The following is a 17,668-nucleotide window of genomic DNA, read 5'->3' on the forward strand; positions in this document are numbered from 1 at the left end:
CCGTGTGGCCTCCTTTTTTAATTTCTATTAGCGGCATTCACTGCGTAAAGTTGAGGTCCTAGTTTAAAAAGCGAGGATCGCGTTAAAGGTCTCAGTTGATGGGAATCCATCGGCAACCATATTATTACGACCTTGAAATTCACGAATACCGGCTCTAGTCGCAGGGCCAATAATGCCGTCTGCACCACCAACATCTATATCTATACTATTTAATTTTCGTTGCATTTGCGCCATTTGGCTAATACTGTACTTGGGTAATTCAGGTAAGGGCTTACTCAACTCATCATTACCCAAAATACGATTGGCGAGTTGTCCAACAGCGATGCCGTAAAACTCGGAATTATTCCATCTCAAAATGATATTAAAGTTGTGATAGGTTAAAAATGCAGGCCCTTTATAACCAGCTGGTACAATTAACTTTGATGGAATGTCGGATTGTCCGACAGTTGTGCCATCGGCTTTGGTAATATGTAAATCTGCCCAGTGGCTAATCGGTTTTTTCTTATTAGTGACGTTGGCATAGTTGAAGTCGGAGGGCAACAATACCTCACGGCCCCATCTTAGGCCAGGTTTCCAGCCTAGTTTGTTCAAAAAATTAGCCGCCGAAGTGAGTGCATCTTTTTCGCTATTCCACAGGTCTGCTTTGCCATCACCGTCTCCGTCGATGGCGTACTTGGTGTAGGCGGTCGGCATAAACTGTGTATGTCCCATAGCCCCAGCCCACGAGCCAATCATTTGTTCTTTGCTAAGCGATTCTCTATCCATGAGTTTCAGTGCAAGCATTAACTCGCCAGTAAAATAGTCACTACGACGAGGGTCACACGCTAATGTTGCCAATGAATCAAGCGTCGACATTTTACCTTTATAGTTGCCAAAATTAGTTTCAAGCCCCCAAAATGCAAGTAAATAATGCCCAGGAATTCCGTATCTTTTGGTCAATTCAGCTAAAAAATTCTTATTTTTTGTTAGCGCTTCGCGGCCTTTTTCAATACGCCATGTATTTACTCTGGCACTATAGTAACTGGGGAATGTTTGTACAAATTCAGGCTGATTACGATCATAATCTAACACTTTTGGAACTTGTGTTAAGTTTGGAATTTCAGCCGCTATACGAGTTTCTGAAACGCCTTGCTGGAATGCAATTTCTGCAAGTGACACTTTGCATTCAGCAAAACTTTGCTGTTTTTTGGCTGACGGTTCCGCCATTGTTTGTGCATAGGTCAAGGTTGAAATTGAGATTGCGATTGATATCGAAGATATGCGAGTAAGTGCACGAAAAATCCGTATTTTTGGTGACCTGTTAATTTGAGAAAGCGGTCGAAACATAATAGTAATTATTCCCTAATGCTAAAAATGTAATTTGCTTTGGCTACATCAAACTTAGGTTAAATGCAGATAGATAGAGTATTACTCATACTGACCATCAAATATACAAAAAGTGCGAGAGTTCGCACTTTTTGATTTTTGTTAACGCCGTCATCGGGCTAGATATTTACACGCACTTTAGGAATATTTATCAATAAACTCTGTCACTAATGGGCGAATATTCTTACGATACATCGAGCCACTAAATATCCCAAAGTGACCAGCACCTGGCTGGGTATGATGTTTACGCATATTTTTTGGTATTTTTTGGCAAATATCTTGAGCAGCTTCAGTTTGCCCAATACCACAAATATCGTCTTCCGCCCCCTCAACTGTCATCAGTGGCGTATTCGTAATCGCATTAAAGTCGACAGGCTTGCCAGCATATGTAATGGTTCTATTGGCTAACTCGTTATTTTTGAATACACGCTCGATGGTTTCTAAATAAAACTCTGCCGGCATATCTAAAACAGACAAATACTCATCATAGAACGCTCTAAAGCGATCGGTATCTTCTGTCTCGCCAATTAATAAATTCTGGAAATACTCTTGATGCTTCTTAATGTGAGTTTCCTTATTCATTGAAATAAACCCACCGAGTTGCATAAATCCGGGGTAAACCCGACGGCCCTCACCAGGATAGCCGGCCGGAACTGTATGAATAGCAACGTTTTCAAACCAGCTCGTTGGGTGTTCATGTGAAAATTCATTCACACGAGTTGGATTTTTACTGGTATCAATCGGACCAGCCATTAGGGTCAATGACTTCGGTATATTAGGATTTTTTTCTTGTGCCATTACTGCTGTTGCAATTAATGCTTGAACAGTAGGCTGACAGATAGCAATCAAATGCGTTTCTGGCCCTAAATTGTTCATGAAATCGATTAAATAACTTACATAACAATCGAATGAGAATGGACCTTCTTCCAATGGCACGTCACGCGCGTCGAGCCAATCAGTAATATAAACTTCGTGGCGTGGTAAGAGGGCTTCAACAGTGCCTTTCAATAGAGTTGAATGGTGTCCAGATAGCGGTGCGACTAGCAGCACTTTATCTTTGTCAGTTTGTCCTGCTTTGTTGAAGTGAATTAGGTTGCAAAAGGGTTTTTCTAATACTATTTCTTCTTTAACGGCCACTGTTTTACCTTTTACATCAACCGTAGTGATATGAAAACCCAATTTGTCATAACGTTGCGTGAGTCGCATCGCTGATTCAAGAGTCGCGCTTGCAATACGGCCGCTCCAAGTATGCGAATATGGGTTACTGGGATGTGAAATAAGCTCGTTAAGGAAGTAAAAACCTTCGCTCATTAATTGTCCGCTTTTTGCAAAATAATCGTATGCTTGATACTTCATCACGTCTCCTAGTAATCCAATGCCAGCAACCGAATTGGGCAAATGCTGGATAATTGCTTTTGAACAGTTCTTATTGGGTAAAAAAAACTCCAAGCACCGAGACGGTTAAATCCTTGTGATTGGAGTTGCTTTATATTTTTATACAAACCGGAACGGCGTGCACTGACAATGTCGTGTTACTTAGCTTTAGCAGCTGCAGACATTTTAGCCGTCATATCTTCACTTAAGCCTTTAATCATTTCACCGGCTTTAGTTTGAGCACCGGAGACTAGAGTATAAGTTTCTTTTGCTGATTCAGTTACGGTTGCTTGCAAACCTTCTAAATACGCTTTTTGCGCTTCAGCTAGGCTAGTTACGTCTTTCTGCTTGCTTACAGTTTCAGCAAATGAAACGCCACCGCTTAAAAGCGTTGAGAAAAGTGCATTTTGTTTTTCAGCAAGTGCTTGAAGAATAGACATATTTAGTGTCGCTAATTCAGTAACAGGCTTCATTGACTCTTTAAGTTGTTCGTTTACTTGATCTAACATGATGTATCTCCAATATTTAAGAATAAAATTTAATTAAGCTTTCGTCACAGGTGCTGATTTAATATCAGACACCGTTTTAGCGTCGTCAGCTTTTGTTTTCGCCGGTGCTTTTACTTCATCAGCACTTAGTGTTGTAACTGGTTTCGCTGCAGATTTAGCGACTTGCTTTTTCGCTATTACTTTCGGCGTTTGTTTGGTTTTGGCCGCTGTTTTTGTTAGTTCTGCTTTTTGTACCTTATCTGCTTTAACCGCAGGAGTGGCTTTAACAACAGGTGCTGCCTTTACAACAGGTGCTGCCTTTACAACAGGTGCTGCCTTTACAACCGGCGCTGCCTTTACAACCGGCGCTGCCTTCGCGACAGGTGCTGCTTTCACAACTGGCTCTGCTTTTACGACCGTTGCTGCTTTCACAACAGGTGCTGTTTTAACTGTCTCTTTCGCTACTTCACTCGCTGTTTCATAGCCTGACTTTACTGCGTCGGTATATTTTTGTGAAACAGAACTTATCGTGTTGTAAGTATTCGCAGATGTGCTAGTTAAACGCTCTCTTAAAGATTCAGCATAGACTGCTTGAGCGGCCAATATGTCTTTCATTTCTGTTTGTTGAGCGATGGTTTGCATTAACTTAACGCTGTCATCAAGCAGCCCAGAGAAAAATAGGGTTTGTTGCTTAGTCACGGCTTCCATTGCTTTAACATTAGCAGCAAGTAACTCACTAGCTGGCTGTGATGAGTTTTTCATCTGTTCTGAAAATTGACCAAACATACTTGTTTCTCCTATTGTCTAATTAAACTTTGCTGCACTGCAACATTTCGTATAATCAAATAATAGACAAACTATAGAGAAGATCAAGTATTATTTTGCTGCGCTGCAACATTTTTTTGATATAAAACAAGGTATTTGAGTGGAAAAACAGTTAATTGTTTGTTTTAACTGTCTTTTTTATTTTGCGGGTTTGCATTCCAAGCCGACATATTGTGCTCCATAATCTTTGAAAACATGCCGATTGGGCTGTTGTCGACCATATTCTTCATCAATCCTTGCACTTTATCTTGCTGTTCTATGAACTGAACAATGCTTTGTTCGAGATACTGCCTAACGAACACTTCCATATCACTATCGTAAAACCGGATAAGCTGTTTCAACAAAACATCGGTTAAAAGCGATTGTTGTTCATTTGCTTCCGACTCACTAATAATTTGCAAGAGTACTGACTTTGTAATGTCCGCGTCTGTTTTTGAATCCACTATTTTAAATTCAATCCGGTCATTTATCAGTATTTTAATAAAATCTAAATTAACATACTTGCTTTGTGAACTGTCGTACAAACGGCGATTCGGATATTTTTTGATGAAGACCAAGGTAACCTCTAAGAAGTAAAAAACAACAAATTACATTATAAAATAATAAGGCTCATTTATGAGCCTTATTAGGTTAGCCTAATTTATTAAAAATTGCATGGCTTTGAGGTAATGTTGTTTGACTATTCATCTAAGCGTTTGAGCACATAGTCTCCTGGTGCGTCCATAATGGCCGGATGTTGTTTACTTTTGCCCGGGTGTAGCGCCTTAATTTTGTTTCCTGACGTTGATTGCATCCACTGATGCCAATCTGGCCACCAAGACCCTTTATGTTCTGTTGCTCCCTCTAACCAGTCTTCTGCTGAATCAGGAAGTTCATCATTTATCCAGTGCGGGTACTTACCCCCTTCTGTCGGATTGATAACCCCTGCTAAATGCCCTGAGCCAGCCAGTACAAAGCGGCAATCGCCGGCAACAATTTTGGTTCCTTCATAAGCACCTTGCCAAAGCACGATATGGTCGGCGATGGTGGATAGAAAATAGCTTGGCATATCAATGTTAGCTAAATCAATAGGTATATCATCAATAACTAAGGCCCCTGGATCTTTTAACTTATTTTCCCAATAGGTGGCGCGTAAGTACTGCTTAAGGCAAGCCGATGGAATATTGGTTGCGTCGCTATTCCAATAGAGAATGTCAAAGGGCGCAGGGTCTTTACCTTTTAAATAGTTTTCAATAAAGAATGACCAAAATAAGCTGTTTTCGCGCAACAAACTAAAACTCATACCTGTAATCCGCCCGTCGAAAACACCGTTATTTTCTGCGTTTTTTTCAACTATTGATAGCATATCTTCTGAGAAATAATTACCAACTTCGCCCGGTTCGCTAAAGTCTAATAATGTGGTTAGGAAAGTCAGCGAAGCAATGGAATCATCACCAATTGCCCTTAAATAGGCTGCAGTCATTGAACATAAAGTCCCGCCAACACAAAAACCGGTTAGATTAACTTTTTTTTGTTTAGTTATTGCTTTGATTGTCTCAATAGCCGCCAACGGGCCTTTGCGCATGTAATCTGTGAAATCGTAATCTGCTAATTCGGAGGTAGGGTTAACCCAAGAAATCATAAACACGCAATAGCCTGCATTTAGCAACCCGCGCACCATTGACTTCTTTTCATCCAAATCAAGAACATAGTACTTGTTAATGAACGGCGGCGTTATCAAAATAGGTATTTGATAGTGCTTTTCTTGAGTGGGTGCGTAATGAATTAGTTGCATAAGTTCATTCTGAAAAATGACCTTTCCGGGGGTATTCGCCAAATTTTCACCAAGCGTAAAAGCATCGCTGTCACTTTGGCGCATTTTAAACGCTTCCAAAGGACTTTTTTCTAAGTCTTCCAGAAAGTTTTGCATGCCTTTCACTAAGTTTTCGCCTTTGCTTTTAATCACTTCCTCGCAAACTTCTGGATTAGTTAAAATAAAGTTCGTCGGCGCCAGCGAATTGATATATTGACGAGTAAAAAACTTTGCTTGCTTGGCTGCTTTTTCATCACTAAATTCTAGCGTATCAATCATATTGTTGAGCATGTCTGAATTGACTAAATAGGACTCTTTTATATAGTGGAATACCGGATTGTCTTCCCAATCACTGTGCTCGAACCGGCGGTCGCCGGATGTAGTTTTAGGTTCTGTGGCTCCTGTATCAATTGTTTCAGCATTTGCAGCCAGAGTCTGACCCATCATTGCTTTGGAGGCTTGTTGCCATAAATCGGCTTGTTTTTGCATGTATTGCATTTGCTGTTGAATAAGTTTATTTGAATCAACTTTAATATCACCGTTTAATAGCGAGGCTAATTTTTGCGGGTCGAACATGCCCGGCGCTGATACCCCAGCACCTTCTGCGGTTTTGTTTGTTCTCGTCAACACCTCTTTAGCCAAGGCATTAAAAACGGTCGCATATTTCTCAATGTAAGCTAAAACTTCACTCTCATCAGTACCCATTTGATTCTCCATTGTGACGTGCTAACTGCAGTTATTAGTCGCTATTAATGACAATATTATTTGTTACTAAGATTTATTCTGGTTTTTCAAAAAGCCATCCATCATTTCTTGATAGGCCGTAAAGCCCGTTCATCCAGTTTCTAACAAAGGTTTTATAAATTTTTCAAAGGCTTTTTGTGGATCTTATGTACATTTTTCTGCGAGATCTGCTGTTATTGTTGAATGCAATTGACTAAAATCAGGCAGTCCGAAAATTTCTCTGGCATCGGCGGGGCTTAAGTCCAATTCAATTTTGACTTTCATAACGTTTCCTCCAAAATATACCGTAATACAAACAAATAGCTTGTTCAAATACCAGTGGGTATTGCGCTTTGCTGTTACTGCTGAACTTTTAGCCTATGTTGCAGCCCAAACAATGTCTATAGTTTTCGACCATTGTAGTAGGGATTATTCAAGATTAGCTTGCGTTACATCACGTTCGTTTATGCTGAGCTTGCCTCATATTAAGATGCTTAGTGTGCAAAAGCGTCGTTGCTAGCGTCAATTTACAATTATAACCTAGCAATTTATCAGTAGAGTGCGCTAATTTGTAAATACAGTTACTTATAAACAGAATTACCTAAACAGAAAATTATAAAGAGAACAACATAATGAGAACATCAACGCTTTGAAGATAATAGAAATCCCTCTTCTGCCATTTAGGTGGTTAAAACGTCATTTTTGGAAACTCTTTATTGTCCTACTGGCAACTTCTGTATCCTATGTTATTTATATTGATGCGCAAGTAAAGCAGAGATTCGAAGGAAACAAATGGCAAGTGCCTGCGCAAATATTTGCGCGTCCGCTGACGCTGCAAGTTAAACAAGAAATCACTATAGATGAAGTCAAAGATGAATTGAGTTTGTTGGGTTATCGCAAAGTTGCTGCGGCTCAATCGACAGGTGAATATCAGATTTATTCAAATCAGCTTCGGATTCAACGCCGAGCTTTTCATTTTCCTAATGGTTTTGAACCAGAGCGAGATATACGCATTACCTGGCAAGGAGTGCGCATTACAAAAATTGAATACCTGATAGGGAAGGGGGCTAACCCGACTTCAAAATCGCTTGCTTTAATACGATTAGAACCTTGGTTAGTGTCTCGTTTAGTGAATGGGCTTGAAGAAGATCGCATGCTAGTTGGTAAGGATAATATTCCTAAACTATTACAAAGAGCATTGGTGATCGTTGAAGACAGAGACTTTTACCAACATTACGGTATTGCACCCACATCAATCATTCGAGCTTTGTTTGCGAATATAATTGCAGGCAGAACCGTGCAGGGTGGCAGTACATTAACCCAACAGTTGGCTAAAAACTTTTTTCTCACCCGTGAACGCTCATATACTCGAAAAGCCAAAGAAGCAGTTATGGCGATAGTTATTGATGCTAGATATCACAAAGATGAAATCATTAATGCGTATATAAACGAGGTCTTCCTCGGCCAAAATGGCGCTGTCGCGGTGCATGGTTTTGGTTTAGCCAGTCACTTCTATTTTGATAAGCCATTGGCGGAGCTTAATATTCCTGAAATAGCCACGTTAATAGGTTTGGTAAAAGGCCCTTCATTTTATTCACCAAGTAAACACCCTGAACGAGCATTGAAACGTCGCAATGTGGTGCTACGCTTGTTGTTTGAAGCCAATGAAATTAGTAGTAACGATTATGCAGCCTTTGTAACTACGCCCTTAAATACAGCCAGTAGTGATAGTCTGGCGAGTGGTCAGCATCCCGCTTTTATGGACAAAGTACGCGACGAGCTTAACACGGTGATCCGTCGCCGTTCAGAACAATTGTCCGGTGTTAAACTTTACACAACCTTAGATATCAACGCGCAACGCCGTGCCGAAGCAGCCCTCAAAGAACAAGTTGATAGTATTTCACAAAAGCGTAAACAACCGAAGTTACAAGCCGCAATGGTCGTTTCTGATGTACAAACCGGTGAGATCAGGGCAATAGTGGGTGGCAAAGAAACCACATTTAGTGGCTTTAATCGTGCGTTAAATGCCTACCGGCCGATAGGCTCATTGGTAAAGCCTGCCGTTTATTTGTCAGCCTTAGAGGACCCAGAACATTATAATTTAGCGACCATGCTTGAAGACACACCAGTAAAAATGCGCAGCACTGGTGGTAAGTATTGGGAGCCGCTAAACGCTGACAAAGAGTTTCGTGGCCAAGTCGCATTAATTGAAGCATTGATTAAATCGTACAATGTGCCTAGCGTTAAACTTGGTATGGCCGTGGGTTTAGACGAAGTGGCTTCCACTATTAACCGACTAGGGGTGGATAAGGATATAACACAAGTACCAGCGCTCACCTTAGGCGCCATTGATTTGTCGGTGTTGCAGGTAAATCAAATGTACCAAACGATCGCTAACAATGGAGTATTGAATGAACTGCACAGTCTAGCGGCTGTGACATCAAACGAAAACGAATTGCTTTATTTACGCGACGTTAAAAGTGAAATTCGGGCTGATGAGTCGGCAACCTATCTAATTAATTATGCGTTGCATAAAGTCACACTTGAAGGCACTGCTAGTGCAGTAAGAAAAGCCTTCCCGAATATTAATATGGCGGGTAAAACGGGCACAACTAATGATTACCGGGATAGTTGGTTTGCGGGTTTTGATAGAAACTTGGTCACTACGGTGTGGATGGGATCCGACGACAACTCTCCAATTAACTTGTCGGGTGCTAGCGGTGCCATGCAAATATTTATTGCCTTTCAGAAAAAGCAATCGCCTAAAAATTTATCTCGACGTTTCCCCGAAGGTCTAGGTATTGCGCACTTTGACGCACATACTGGTGAACTCTCAACACCGGGTTGTGGTGATATTGTGAGCGTGCCAGCAATTCTTAGCGCGCTACCGACACAAGCCATAGCCTGTGATGGTAAACCCGCCATTAAAATGCAATCCAAAAAGAAGCCAAAAACACTTTGGGAGAAATTGTTTGGACGCTAAATTGTGTCGCAATAAAATGAGTACGATCTGAAATAATATTGTGCGACATAATTGGATTTTAAGTAAATTAGGATCCACATACTCTGCTTTATCATGTTAAGTGCGTCCTTATGGGGCAAATATTTCAAACTGCACCATTAAGGTGCTACCTATTCTCGTCAGATCACTCTAACAAAATCTATCTTTTTGATTTTACTGACTATTAAGTATTGGCATCGGTCTTGAATAAGCAAAATTAACTTTACTATCTCTTTTTGAATTACGCAGGAGCACACTATGAAATTAGTCACCGCAATCATTAAGCCTTTTAAGCTTGATGATGTTCGTGAAGCCATCTCTGAAATCGGAATCGACGGTTTAACCGTGACCGAAGTCAAGGGGTTTGGTCGTCAAAAAGGTCACACTGAGTTATACCGTGGCGCTGAATACCAAGTTGATTTTTTACCCAAAGTTAAACTTGAGATTGCCATAAACGATGATCAAGTTGAGCGTTTGGTTGAAGCCATTGTTGGTGCAGCTAAAACAGGCAAAATTGGTGACGGAAAAGTATTCGTCTATGACTTAGAACAAGCTGTGCGTATTCGTACTGGCGAAGCAGATGCTGACGCTCTTTAAGTCGCGTAGCGAGATAATCGGAGAACAAAAATGGAAATAACATTCGAACTTGGGTATGCACTAGATACCTTTTACTTTTTAATCTGTGGCGTGTTAGTAATGTGGATGGCCGCCGGTTTTACAATGTTAGAAGCGGGTCTTGTGCGCGCTAAAAACACAACCGAAATCTTAACCAAGAACGTCGCACTTTACGCAATCGCAAGTATCATGTACATGGTTTGCGGTTATAGTATTATGTATGGCGGTAGCGATTTCGTGTTTTTCTTAGACGGAATTACGGCTGATGGCGCAACGGGTGTTGCTGAGGATGCAGCAACATATGCACCTGCAGCTGACTTTTTCTTCCAAGTCGTATTTGTTGCTACGGCCATGTCAATTGTATCTGGTGCAGTTGCTGAGCGTATGAAATTGTGGTCATTTTTAATCTTTGCTGTTTTTCTAACCGCGTTTATTTACCCAATGGAAGGTAGCTGGACTTGGGGTGGCGAAGCCGTATTTGGTTTATACACGTTAGGCGATTTTGGTTTCTCAGACTTTGCAGGGTCAGGTATTGTGCACATGGCAGGTGCATCGGCAGCATTAGCTGGTGTCATTGTACTGGGGGCTCGTAAAGGTAAGTATGGTCCGGATGGCAAAGTGAACGCTATTCCAGGTGCAAATCTGCCAATGGCAGCGCTAGGTACATTCATTTTATGGATGGGTTGGTTTGGATTCAATGGTGGTTCAGTACTAGCAACCGCGACCGTTGAAAGTGCCAACAGTGTAGCTGTTGTATTCATGAACACCAACATGGCTGCTGCTGGTGGCTTAGTTGCCGCACTATTACTTGCAAGAGCATTGTTTGGTAAAGCCGACTTGACCATGGCATTAAATGGTGCATTGGCTGGATTGGTCGCGATTACGGCTGAGCCTTCTACACCAACGCCATTGGTAGCAGCAGTAATTGGTGCATGTGGTGGTTTGATTGTGGTCGGCAGTATTCTTGCACTAGACAAGTTTAAAATCGATGACCCAGTGGGCGCTATTTCAGTCCACGGTGTTGTTGGTTTGTTTGGTTTATTAGTTGTTCCATTGACTAACCCAGCGGCTAAGTTCGGTGGACAGATCCTAGGTGCTGCGACTATCTTTATATGGGTATTTGTAACCAGTCTTATTGTTTGGATGGCAATAAAAGCGGTTATGGGTGTCAGGGTCACCGATGAAGAAGAGTTTGAAGGCGTTGATATGAGTGAGTGTGGATTAGAAGCTTACCCAGACTTCACCATCAGCCGTTAATAATCTGATTCTACAGGAGTGAAAGAGCTAGCAAAGGAAAGCTAGCTCTATCAGGGAAATTCAAGGAAGATGAAAGGAAGCAAGAGTTGGCGTGAAAATAACAATAACTACACGCCAACCGTTAACGTAAGCATTGACGATTAGCCTCGATTTATCGAGGCTTTTTTGTGTGTTAATTGAGCGACAACTGCACACTAACAGGGCAGTGATCTGAACCATGAATGTCGTTGTGAATATCCGCGCCACTGATCTGTTCTTTTAGTTTATGGGATACCAAAAAGTAATCAAGTCTCCAACCTACGTTACGTTCTCTTGCACCTGCTCGATAACTCCACCAACTGTACTTTACTGTGTCAGGGAATAAATGCCGAAAAGTATCCACGTATCCTGCTGCAATGAGGCTGTCGATACCGTCTATTTCTTTCTGTGTATAACCCGCGCTCTTATTGTAATTAGGTTTGGGTCGAGCGATATCAATGTCACGATGAGCCACATTTAAATCGCCACATACGACAACAGGCTTTAGTGCTTCGAGCTGTTTCACATAACTTAGAAAATCAGCATCCCACTGTGTACGGTACGACAAACGCTTTAAACTGTCGCCGGAATTAGGCGTGTAAACCGTCACCAAATAAAACGCATCAAATTCTGCACACAATACACGGCCTTCTTGGTCATGTTCTTCGATACCGATGTCTCTTGTTACATCAATGGGTTTGACTCGGGTAATGATACTGGTGCCAGAATAACCTTTTTTTATGGCTGAGTTTGTGAATACATGATATCCCTTTAGGTCGCACAAGGCCTCGATCACTTGATCATCCTGCGCTTTAGTTTCCTGTAAACACAGAACGTCACACTCTAGTGAAGCTAAAGACTGGAAAAAGTCTTTTTTTATTGCGGCTCGAACGCCATTAACGTTCCAAGATACTAATTTCATCAAGCTCTCCAATGTTGCTACTTAATTTTTGATAGGCCTGTATTGTATACATTAACCAGTTAATGCCAAGTGCTGCTGAGGCGTTCTTCGTCGAGTAAAACCACTCGTATTAATCCCAACGTTCTTTATCTTTAGCATATGCACTTTCTTGGCCTCGATCGCGACCCTCCGGAACATCTAATAACAGGGTCTGCGTTAATGGACAAACTTTTATAGGATCCGTTGCAAGTAGTCTTAAATTCCCTTTCGCACTCTTTGCAAAACGGCGTTACACTATCATTACGACATCTGTTTGAATATTAAATAAGAATAGATATAAATTAAATCAAACCAAATTAAATCAAACCAAATTAAATAATTAAATAATTAAATAATTAAATAATTAAATAATTAAATAATTAAATATAAAGAGTGCAGCATGCTTAAGTCGATTAAATCTATCCTTGTTCTTTTTTCTACTATTTCTATAACGTTGCTTACCGCGCATGCTAGCGCATACGATCGCATAACAGGCGAAGTTTTTGCTAGTCGTTCTGAAGTGATTGCGCAAAACGGAATGGCGGCAACCAGCCAACCTTTAGCTACTCAAGTTGCCTTGGATGTATTGAAAAGTGGAGGTAATGCCATTGATGCAGCCATCGCTGCAAATGCGATGCTGGGTTTAGTTGAACCCACAGGTAGCGGCATAGGCGGAGACTTATTTGCTATTGTTTGGGATGCTGAAACTAAAAAGTTGTATGGGCTAAATGCATCAGGACGTTCGCCAAAAGGGCTCACTCGTGACTACTTTGCTCAGAAGGGCTTGGATAAGATCCCGGCGTTTGGCCCATTACCTGTTTCTGTGCCTGGGGCAGTCGATGGTTGGTTTATGTTAAATGATCGATTTGGCTCAAAGCCGATGCAAGAATTACTCGCCCCATCAATAAGTTATGCTCGTAATGGTTTTCCTGTATCGGAAGTTATTGCTTACTATTTTGAAATGAATCAAAAGCGCATAGGCCACTATCCGGGCTTTGAAGAAACATTCACTATTGATGGAAAAACGCCGAAGAAAGGCCAAATTTTCAAAAATCCAAATCTTGCAGCGACTTATGAAAAATTAGCAACCGGCGGGCGCGATGCATTTTACAAAGGCGATATTGCACGCACTATCAGTGGATTTATGCAAAGCCAAAATGGATTGCTCAGTTATCAAGATCTAGCATCACACACATCAGAATGGGTTGACCCTGTTTCAACAAATTACCGTGGTTATGACGTATGGGAATTACCGCCCAATGGTCAAGGAATTGCTGCTTTGCAAATCCTCAATATAATAGAATTATACGATATTGAAAGTATGCAGCGCGATAGTGCTGAGTTTATACACATATTCGTTGAAGCCAAGAAGCTTGCATTTGAAGATCGAGCTAAGTTTTATGCTGATCCTGACTTTAATCAAATTCCAGTAGACTGGTTAATTTCCAAAGAATATGCAGAAAAACGTCAAAAGCTGATTAATCCTAGTGAGTCGGCAAAGCGTGTGGATGCCGGTAAAAATGAAGGCGACACAATCTATTTAACCGTTGCCGACAGCCAAGGCAATATGGTGTCGTTAATTCAAAGTAATTATCGAGGCATGGGTTCAGGTATGATCCCCACCGATTTGGGCTTTGTTTTGCAAAACCGTGGTGAAATGTTTTCCCTTGATAAAAATCACTTTAATTCCTTAGAGCCTGGTAAGCGCCCTTTTCATACCATTATTCCCGCGTTTGTCACCCGCAATAACAAACCACTGATGAGCTTTGGCGTAATGGGTGGTGGCACGCAACCACAAATGCACGCGCAAATTATCATTAATATGATTGATTTTGGTATGAATTTACAGGAGGCAGGTGACGCGCCGCGTATATTGCATACAGGCTCTAGCTCACCCGAGGGAGATATTATGACCGACGGCGGCTATATTAGTTTGGAATCTGGATTTTCAGCGAAAACGCGTCGCGATTTGCTTTTAAAGGGACATACTATAAAGGATGTCTCGGGTGCTTTTGGCGGCTATCAAGCAATCATGCTAGACGCTAAAAACAAAGTGTATTATGGTGCATCAGAAACTAGAAAAGACGGTCAAGCCGCAGGATACTAATTAATGAGTCAACCGCAAAAGGGTGTTTGCGCAGAGCCAAATTTGCATGCTCAATATTTGCTGTTCAACGTTGTCGATGATGACTTTCCGGCAATGCGTGAAAAGCTATCTCGTTTGCTTGATTTATTTGAGCATTTTGATGATGAACACTATGAAGCAATGGTCTCGGGTGTGATTGCCATAGGGTCAAGCTTTTGGTCTGAAATTTATCCGCACAGTTCGCCACAAGAATTAGTCGGTTTTCCAGATATGCAGAGCGAAGACCGCTGCGCGCCGGTTCTTCCTTGTGATTTGTTTATTCAAATTAGAGCGGATCGCCTTGATATTTGTCACGCTGTTGGTATTGAAGTTCTTGATCTACTGCGGGTGCACGTTGAGTTAGTGGAGCAGGTCAGTGCCTTCCGATATCTTGATGGTAGAGATTTAACTGGTTTTCTGGATGGTGAAGACAATCCAAGAGGCATGAAAAAGATTGATATAGCCGTGGTTAGCGACAATGATCCTGAGTATAAGGGCGGCAGCTATATTCATGTTCAGCGCTACCGTCATGATATGAGCCGTTGGAACGCGCTTTCATTGCGCCGCCAGGAGGGCGTTATGGGGAAAACTAAAGAGCATAATTTGCCTTTGGTCGACAGTGGGCGTTCATCGCACAGTTTTCGTACCAAATTGACCGGCCCCAATGGCGAATACCCCAGTTTATTAAAGCAAAGTATGCCTTATGGTGACATGTTAATGCAGGGCTTATTTTTCGTTAGCTGCGCAAATAGCAGTAAAGCATTTAGCAATATGCTGCACAGTCGTATTTTTGGAGATGAAATGGGGCATTATGACCGACTTCTGGATTATTCTAATGCGGAAACTGGAGCCGCTTTTTTTGCTCCATCAATCCAATTTATTAAACGTCATGCAAAAGAATACGACGATGGAAAATTTTCTTTTTGAGTAATTTACCTAATGAAGTTGGTGCTGATGGTTCGACACAGCCTTCAAAAAAGCCCATGAAAAACACTTTTAATGAGCAATCACCAGCGGTCCTTGTCGAATCTGTTATGTTTTCCTACGTTTCTGGTAAGCCTATAATAGATATTAAAAAATGGCGTTTGAACAAATCAGAACAAGTATTTTTATACGGCCCATCCGGTTGCGGTAAGAGTACTCTGTTGAACTTGCTTTCAGGTATTTTGGACCCGCAGCAAGGCAGTGTTAGTATTTTAAATACAGATATTACAGCCCTAAAACCGAGTAAACGAGATCGCTTCAGAGCTCAACATATTGGTGTGGTTTTTCAGCAATTTAATTTGGTTCCCTATCTAAGCGTGCTCGATAATATTCGCCTGGCAATGCATTTTGCAAATGATGGCGATGACAAACAAAGCACAGACAAACGAAGCACAGACAAACAAAGCACAGATAAAAAAAGCACAGATAAAAAAAGCACGAGCAAACAAGAACGCATAATCTCGATGTTACATGCCTTACAATTGCCCACAGATTGCATACAACAAAAAGCCAGTGAATTGAGCGTAGGGCAGCAACAACGCGTAGCAATCGCTCGCGCATTAATTAATAAACCTGATGTACTGATTGTTGACGAACCCACATCATCCCTTGATGCATCAGCTAAAGATGCCTTTATGAAAGTGCTTATTGAAACGGCAACAAATTCGAATGCTGCACTAATTTTTGTCAGTCATGATCAGTCTTTAGCTCGCCATTTCAAACGTATTGAAGCGTTGACCGACATTAACGAAAGCGCTGCTTTAGGGCCTGAATTGGATAACAAAGTATGATTTTGAATGTTGCCAAACAAAGTTTATTGCACAGGAAAGTGTCGGTATTGCTGACGTTTTTAGCTTTGTTAGTCAGTGTTTCTTTATTGGTGTCTATCGAGCATATTCGAAAAGAAGCAAAAAACAGCTTTTACCGCACGGTTTCGGGTGTGGATTTAATTGTTGGTGCTAGAACCGGGCAAATCAATTTACTCTTAAGTTCAGTGTTCAGAGTGGGTGCTAACGCCAATTCAGTTAGTTGGCAAAGCTACCAGCGCATTATTTCTAATCCACAAGTCGATTGGGCTATCCCGCTGTCCTTAGGAGATTCGCACAAAGGTTTCGCAGTCATCGGCACTACCAATGACTATTTTGAGCACTATCGCTATGGTGACAAACGCAAGCTGAGCTTTCAAGCCGGTGGACGTTTTACCAATAGTGACGTTAACGAGCATAAACAAGTGACGTCCATGAATAATCACTTCGATGTTGTTTTAGGTGCGGATGCAGCCAAGCAATTAAATTATCAAGTGGGCGAGCAAATTATTATTTCTCATGGTGTTGGTAAAGTGAGTTTTAGTCATCATGCTGAACACCCCTTTACTGTTGTTGGTATTTTGGAGTTTACCGGCACACCAGTTGACCAAGGCGTGCATGTTGGTTTGAACGCCATAGAGTCGATTCATGCACAGCCCAAAAAAAGCTTGTCTAGTAACAACCGTTCTCAGACTAGTTTGAGAACGTCTAAACAAGCGGAGGATCATAATCATGATGAGCATGATGAGCATGATGAGCATGATGAGCATGATGAATATGAACTTGCACAGCCGACTCAAGTTTCGGCTTTTATGCTCGGACTTAAGTCACGTATTGCTGTTCTGCAAGTTCAACGACAAGTAAATCAAGACAAACTCGAACCACTGTCAGCTATTATTCCAGGTGTTGCCCTAGGTGAACTTTGGCGTTTGGTTGGTGCGGTTGAAAACGTATTGCGTATTATTTCAGCGGCAGTACTGATTGCCAGTTTATTGGGCCTTAGCACTATGTTATTAGCCTCTTTGCGTGAGCGTAAGGCAGAGATTAGTGTATTGAGAATTATGGGTGCAAAACCCAGCTTTGTATTCTGGCTGCTGCAATTAGAAGCGCTCAGTATCGCATTGGGTGCGTGTGTTCTAGCCGTTGTATTAGTCACGGGCACAATCTTTCTTAGTAACGATTGGTTGTTAGCAGAATATGGCTTGTCGTTGAGTGTAAATATTCTTTCGATACATACCTTGTTGGTAATTGGGGCGGTACTACTAGCGACATTTGTAATTGCCTTAATACCCAGCGTCGGCGCCTACCGCAACGCGCGTACGTTAGCCTAATATGTTGCGAAGGGCGCCGCTGAA

14 protein-coding genes are annotated in these 17,668 nt (G+C 41.5%); 7 read left to right on the forward strand and 7 right to left on the reverse strand.

Features of this window, described 5'->3' with window-relative positions; genetic code table 11:
* Positions 1–63: 63 nt before the first annotated feature.
* The 6 genes from G399_RS0100380 to G399_RS0100405 all read right to left on the reverse strand — a co-directional run bounded on the left by G399_RS0100380 (position 64) and on the right by G399_RS0100405 (position 6,549).
* The gene (locus G399_RS0100380; RefSeq protein ID WP_226988960.1) at positions 64–1,206 is read right to left on the reverse strand and encodes a lytic murein transglycosylase; all 1,143 of its coding nucleotides are present in this window, start codon (positions 1,204–1,206) and stop codon (positions 64–66) included.
* Between the two features lie 297 nt (positions 1,207–1,503).
* On the reverse strand, positions 1,504–2,721 hold the full coding sequence (locus G399_RS0100385) for a polyhydroxyalkanoate depolymerase (RefSeq protein ID WP_006011152.1): 1,218 nt from the start codon (positions 2,719–2,721) through the stop codon (positions 1,504–1,506).
* Between the two features lie 176 nt (positions 2,722–2,897).
* Positions 2,898–3,248 carry a phasin family protein gene (locus tag G399_RS0100390; RefSeq protein WP_006011151.1) on the reverse strand — a complete coding sequence of 117 codons (351 nt, stop codon included), beginning with the start codon at positions 3,246–3,248 and terminating at the stop codon, positions 2,898–2,900.
* 33 nt (positions 3,249–3,281) lie between these two features.
* Positions 3,282–4,013, reverse strand: a complete 732-nt coding sequence (phaP, locus tag G399_RS21145; protein ID WP_051288453.1) for a TIGR01841 family phasin — start codon at positions 4,011–4,013, stop codon at positions 3,282–3,284.
* Positions 4,014–4,177: 164 nt separating this feature from the next.
* Entirely contained in the window at positions 4,178–4,609 is a 432-nt protein-coding gene (phaR, locus tag G399_RS0100400; protein WP_006011147.1) for a polyhydroxyalkanoate synthesis repressor PhaR, read from the reverse strand.
* A gap of 122 nt (positions 4,610–4,731) precedes the next feature.
* On the reverse strand, positions 4,732–6,549 hold the full coding sequence (locus tag G399_RS0100405) for a PHA/PHB synthase family protein (RefSeq protein ID WP_006011145.1): 1,818 nt from the start codon (positions 6,547–6,549) through the stop codon (positions 4,732–4,734).
* Positions 6,550–7,216: 667 nt separating this feature from the next.
* Here G399_RS0100405 and mrcB point away from each other — a divergent pair.
* The 3 genes from mrcB to G399_RS0100425 all read left to right on the forward strand — a co-directional run bounded on the left by mrcB (position 7,217) and on the right by G399_RS0100425 (position 11,440).
* Complete coding sequence (gene mrcB, locus G399_RS0100415) at positions 7,217–9,550, forward strand: penicillin-binding protein 1B (protein WP_026843318.1); 2,334 nt, start codon at positions 7,217–7,219, stop codon at positions 9,548–9,550.
* A gap of 276 nt (positions 9,551–9,826) precedes the next feature.
* The gene (gene glnK / locus G399_RS0100420; protein WP_006011141.1) at positions 9,827–10,165 is read left to right on the forward strand and encodes a P-II family nitrogen regulator; all 339 of its coding nucleotides are present in this window, start codon (positions 9,827–9,829) and stop codon (positions 10,163–10,165) included.
* Between the two features lie 30 nt (positions 10,166–10,195).
* Entirely contained in the window at positions 10,196–11,440 is a 1,245-nt protein-coding gene (locus tag G399_RS0100425; RefSeq protein ID WP_006011140.1) for an ammonium transporter, read from the forward strand.
* A gap of 172 nt (positions 11,441–11,612) precedes the next feature.
* On the opposite strand, the gene G399_RS0100430 is transcribed toward G399_RS0100425, so the two are convergent.
* Positions 11,613–12,380: an exodeoxyribonuclease III gene (locus tag G399_RS0100430; RefSeq protein ID WP_006011139.1), complete on the reverse strand. Its 768-nt coding sequence runs from the start codon at positions 12,378–12,380 to the stop codon at positions 11,613–11,615.
* Positions 12,381–12,798: 418 nt separating this feature from the next.
* On the opposite strand from G399_RS0100430, the gene ggt reads away from it, so the two are divergent.
* From ggt to G399_RS0100450, 4 genes are read left to right on the forward strand one after another with little or no spacing between them, the layout of a single operon-like run.
* The gene (gene ggt, locus G399_RS0100435) at positions 12,799–14,505 is read left to right on the forward strand and encodes a gamma-glutamyltransferase (RefSeq protein ID WP_006011138.1); all 1,707 of its coding nucleotides are present in this window, start codon (positions 12,799–12,801) and stop codon (positions 14,503–14,505) included.
* A 3-nt stretch (positions 14,506–14,508) separates the two neighbouring features.
* Positions 14,509–15,450, forward strand: a complete 942-nt coding sequence (locus G399_RS0100440; RefSeq protein WP_006011137.1) for a Dyp-type peroxidase — start codon at positions 14,509–14,511, stop codon at positions 15,448–15,450.
* Positions 15,447–16,298 (forward strand): ABC transporter ATP-binding protein, encoded by an 852-nt coding sequence (locus G399_RS0100445; protein ID WP_006011135.1) that lies wholly within the window; start codon positions 15,447–15,449, stop codon positions 16,296–16,298. The genes G399_RS0100440 and G399_RS0100445 overlap by 4 nt, the downstream gene beginning before the upstream one ends.
* Entirely contained in the window at positions 16,295–17,644 is a 1,350-nt protein-coding gene (locus G399_RS0100450; RefSeq protein ID WP_006011133.1) for an ABC transporter permease, read from the forward strand. Before G399_RS0100445 ends, G399_RS0100450 begins: the two co-directional genes overlap by 4 nt.
* The last annotated feature ends 24 nt before the right edge of the window (positions 17,645–17,668 follow it).

It is taken from the genome of Brumicola pallidula DSM 14239 = ACAM 615, from assembly GCF_000428905.1.
Lineage (GTDB): Bacteria > Pseudomonadota > Gammaproteobacteria > Enterobacterales > Alteromonadaceae > Glaciecola > Glaciecola pallidula.

Coding starts and splice junctions, on each gene's coding strand:
- G399_RS0100430 (WP_006011139.1), bottom strand. CDS start 12,380: ATGAAATTAGTATCTTGGAACGTTAATGGCGTTCGAGCCGCAATAAAA.
- G399_RS0100385 (WP_006011152.1), bottom strand. CDS start 2,721: ATGAAGTATCAAGCATACGATTATTTTGCAAAAAGCGGACAATTAATG.
- G399_RS0100440 (WP_006011137.1), top strand. CDS start 14,509: ATGAGTCAACCGCAAAAGGGTGTTTGCGCAGAGCCAAATTTGCATGCT.
- G399_RS0100425 (WP_006011140.1), top strand. CDS start 10,196: ATGGAAATAACATTCGAACTTGGGTATGCACTAGATACCTTTTACTTT.
- G399_RS0100380 (WP_226988960.1), bottom strand. CDS start 1,206: ATGGCGGAACCGTCAGCCAAAAAACAGCAAAGTTTTGCTGAATGCAAA.
- G399_RS0100450 (WP_006011133.1), top strand. CDS start 16,295: ATGATTTTGAATGTTGCCAAACAAAGTTTATTGCACAGGAAAGTGTCG.
- G399_RS0100405 (WP_006011145.1), bottom strand. CDS start 6,549: ATGGGTACTGATGAGAGTGAAGTTTTAGCTTACATTGAGAAATATGCG.
- G399_RS0100390 (WP_006011151.1), bottom strand. CDS start 3,248: ATGTTAGATCAAGTAAACGAACAACTTAAAGAGTCAATGAAGCCTGTT.
- glnK (WP_006011141.1), top strand. CDS start 9,827: ATGAAATTAGTCACCGCAATCATTAAGCCTTTTAAGCTTGATGATGTT.
- phaP (WP_051288453.1), bottom strand. CDS start 4,013: ATGTTTGGTCAATTTTCAGAACAGATGAAAAACTCATCACAGCCAGCT.
- ggt (WP_006011138.1), top strand. CDS start 12,799: ATGCTTAAGTCGATTAAATCTATCCTTGTTCTTTTTTCTACTATTTCT.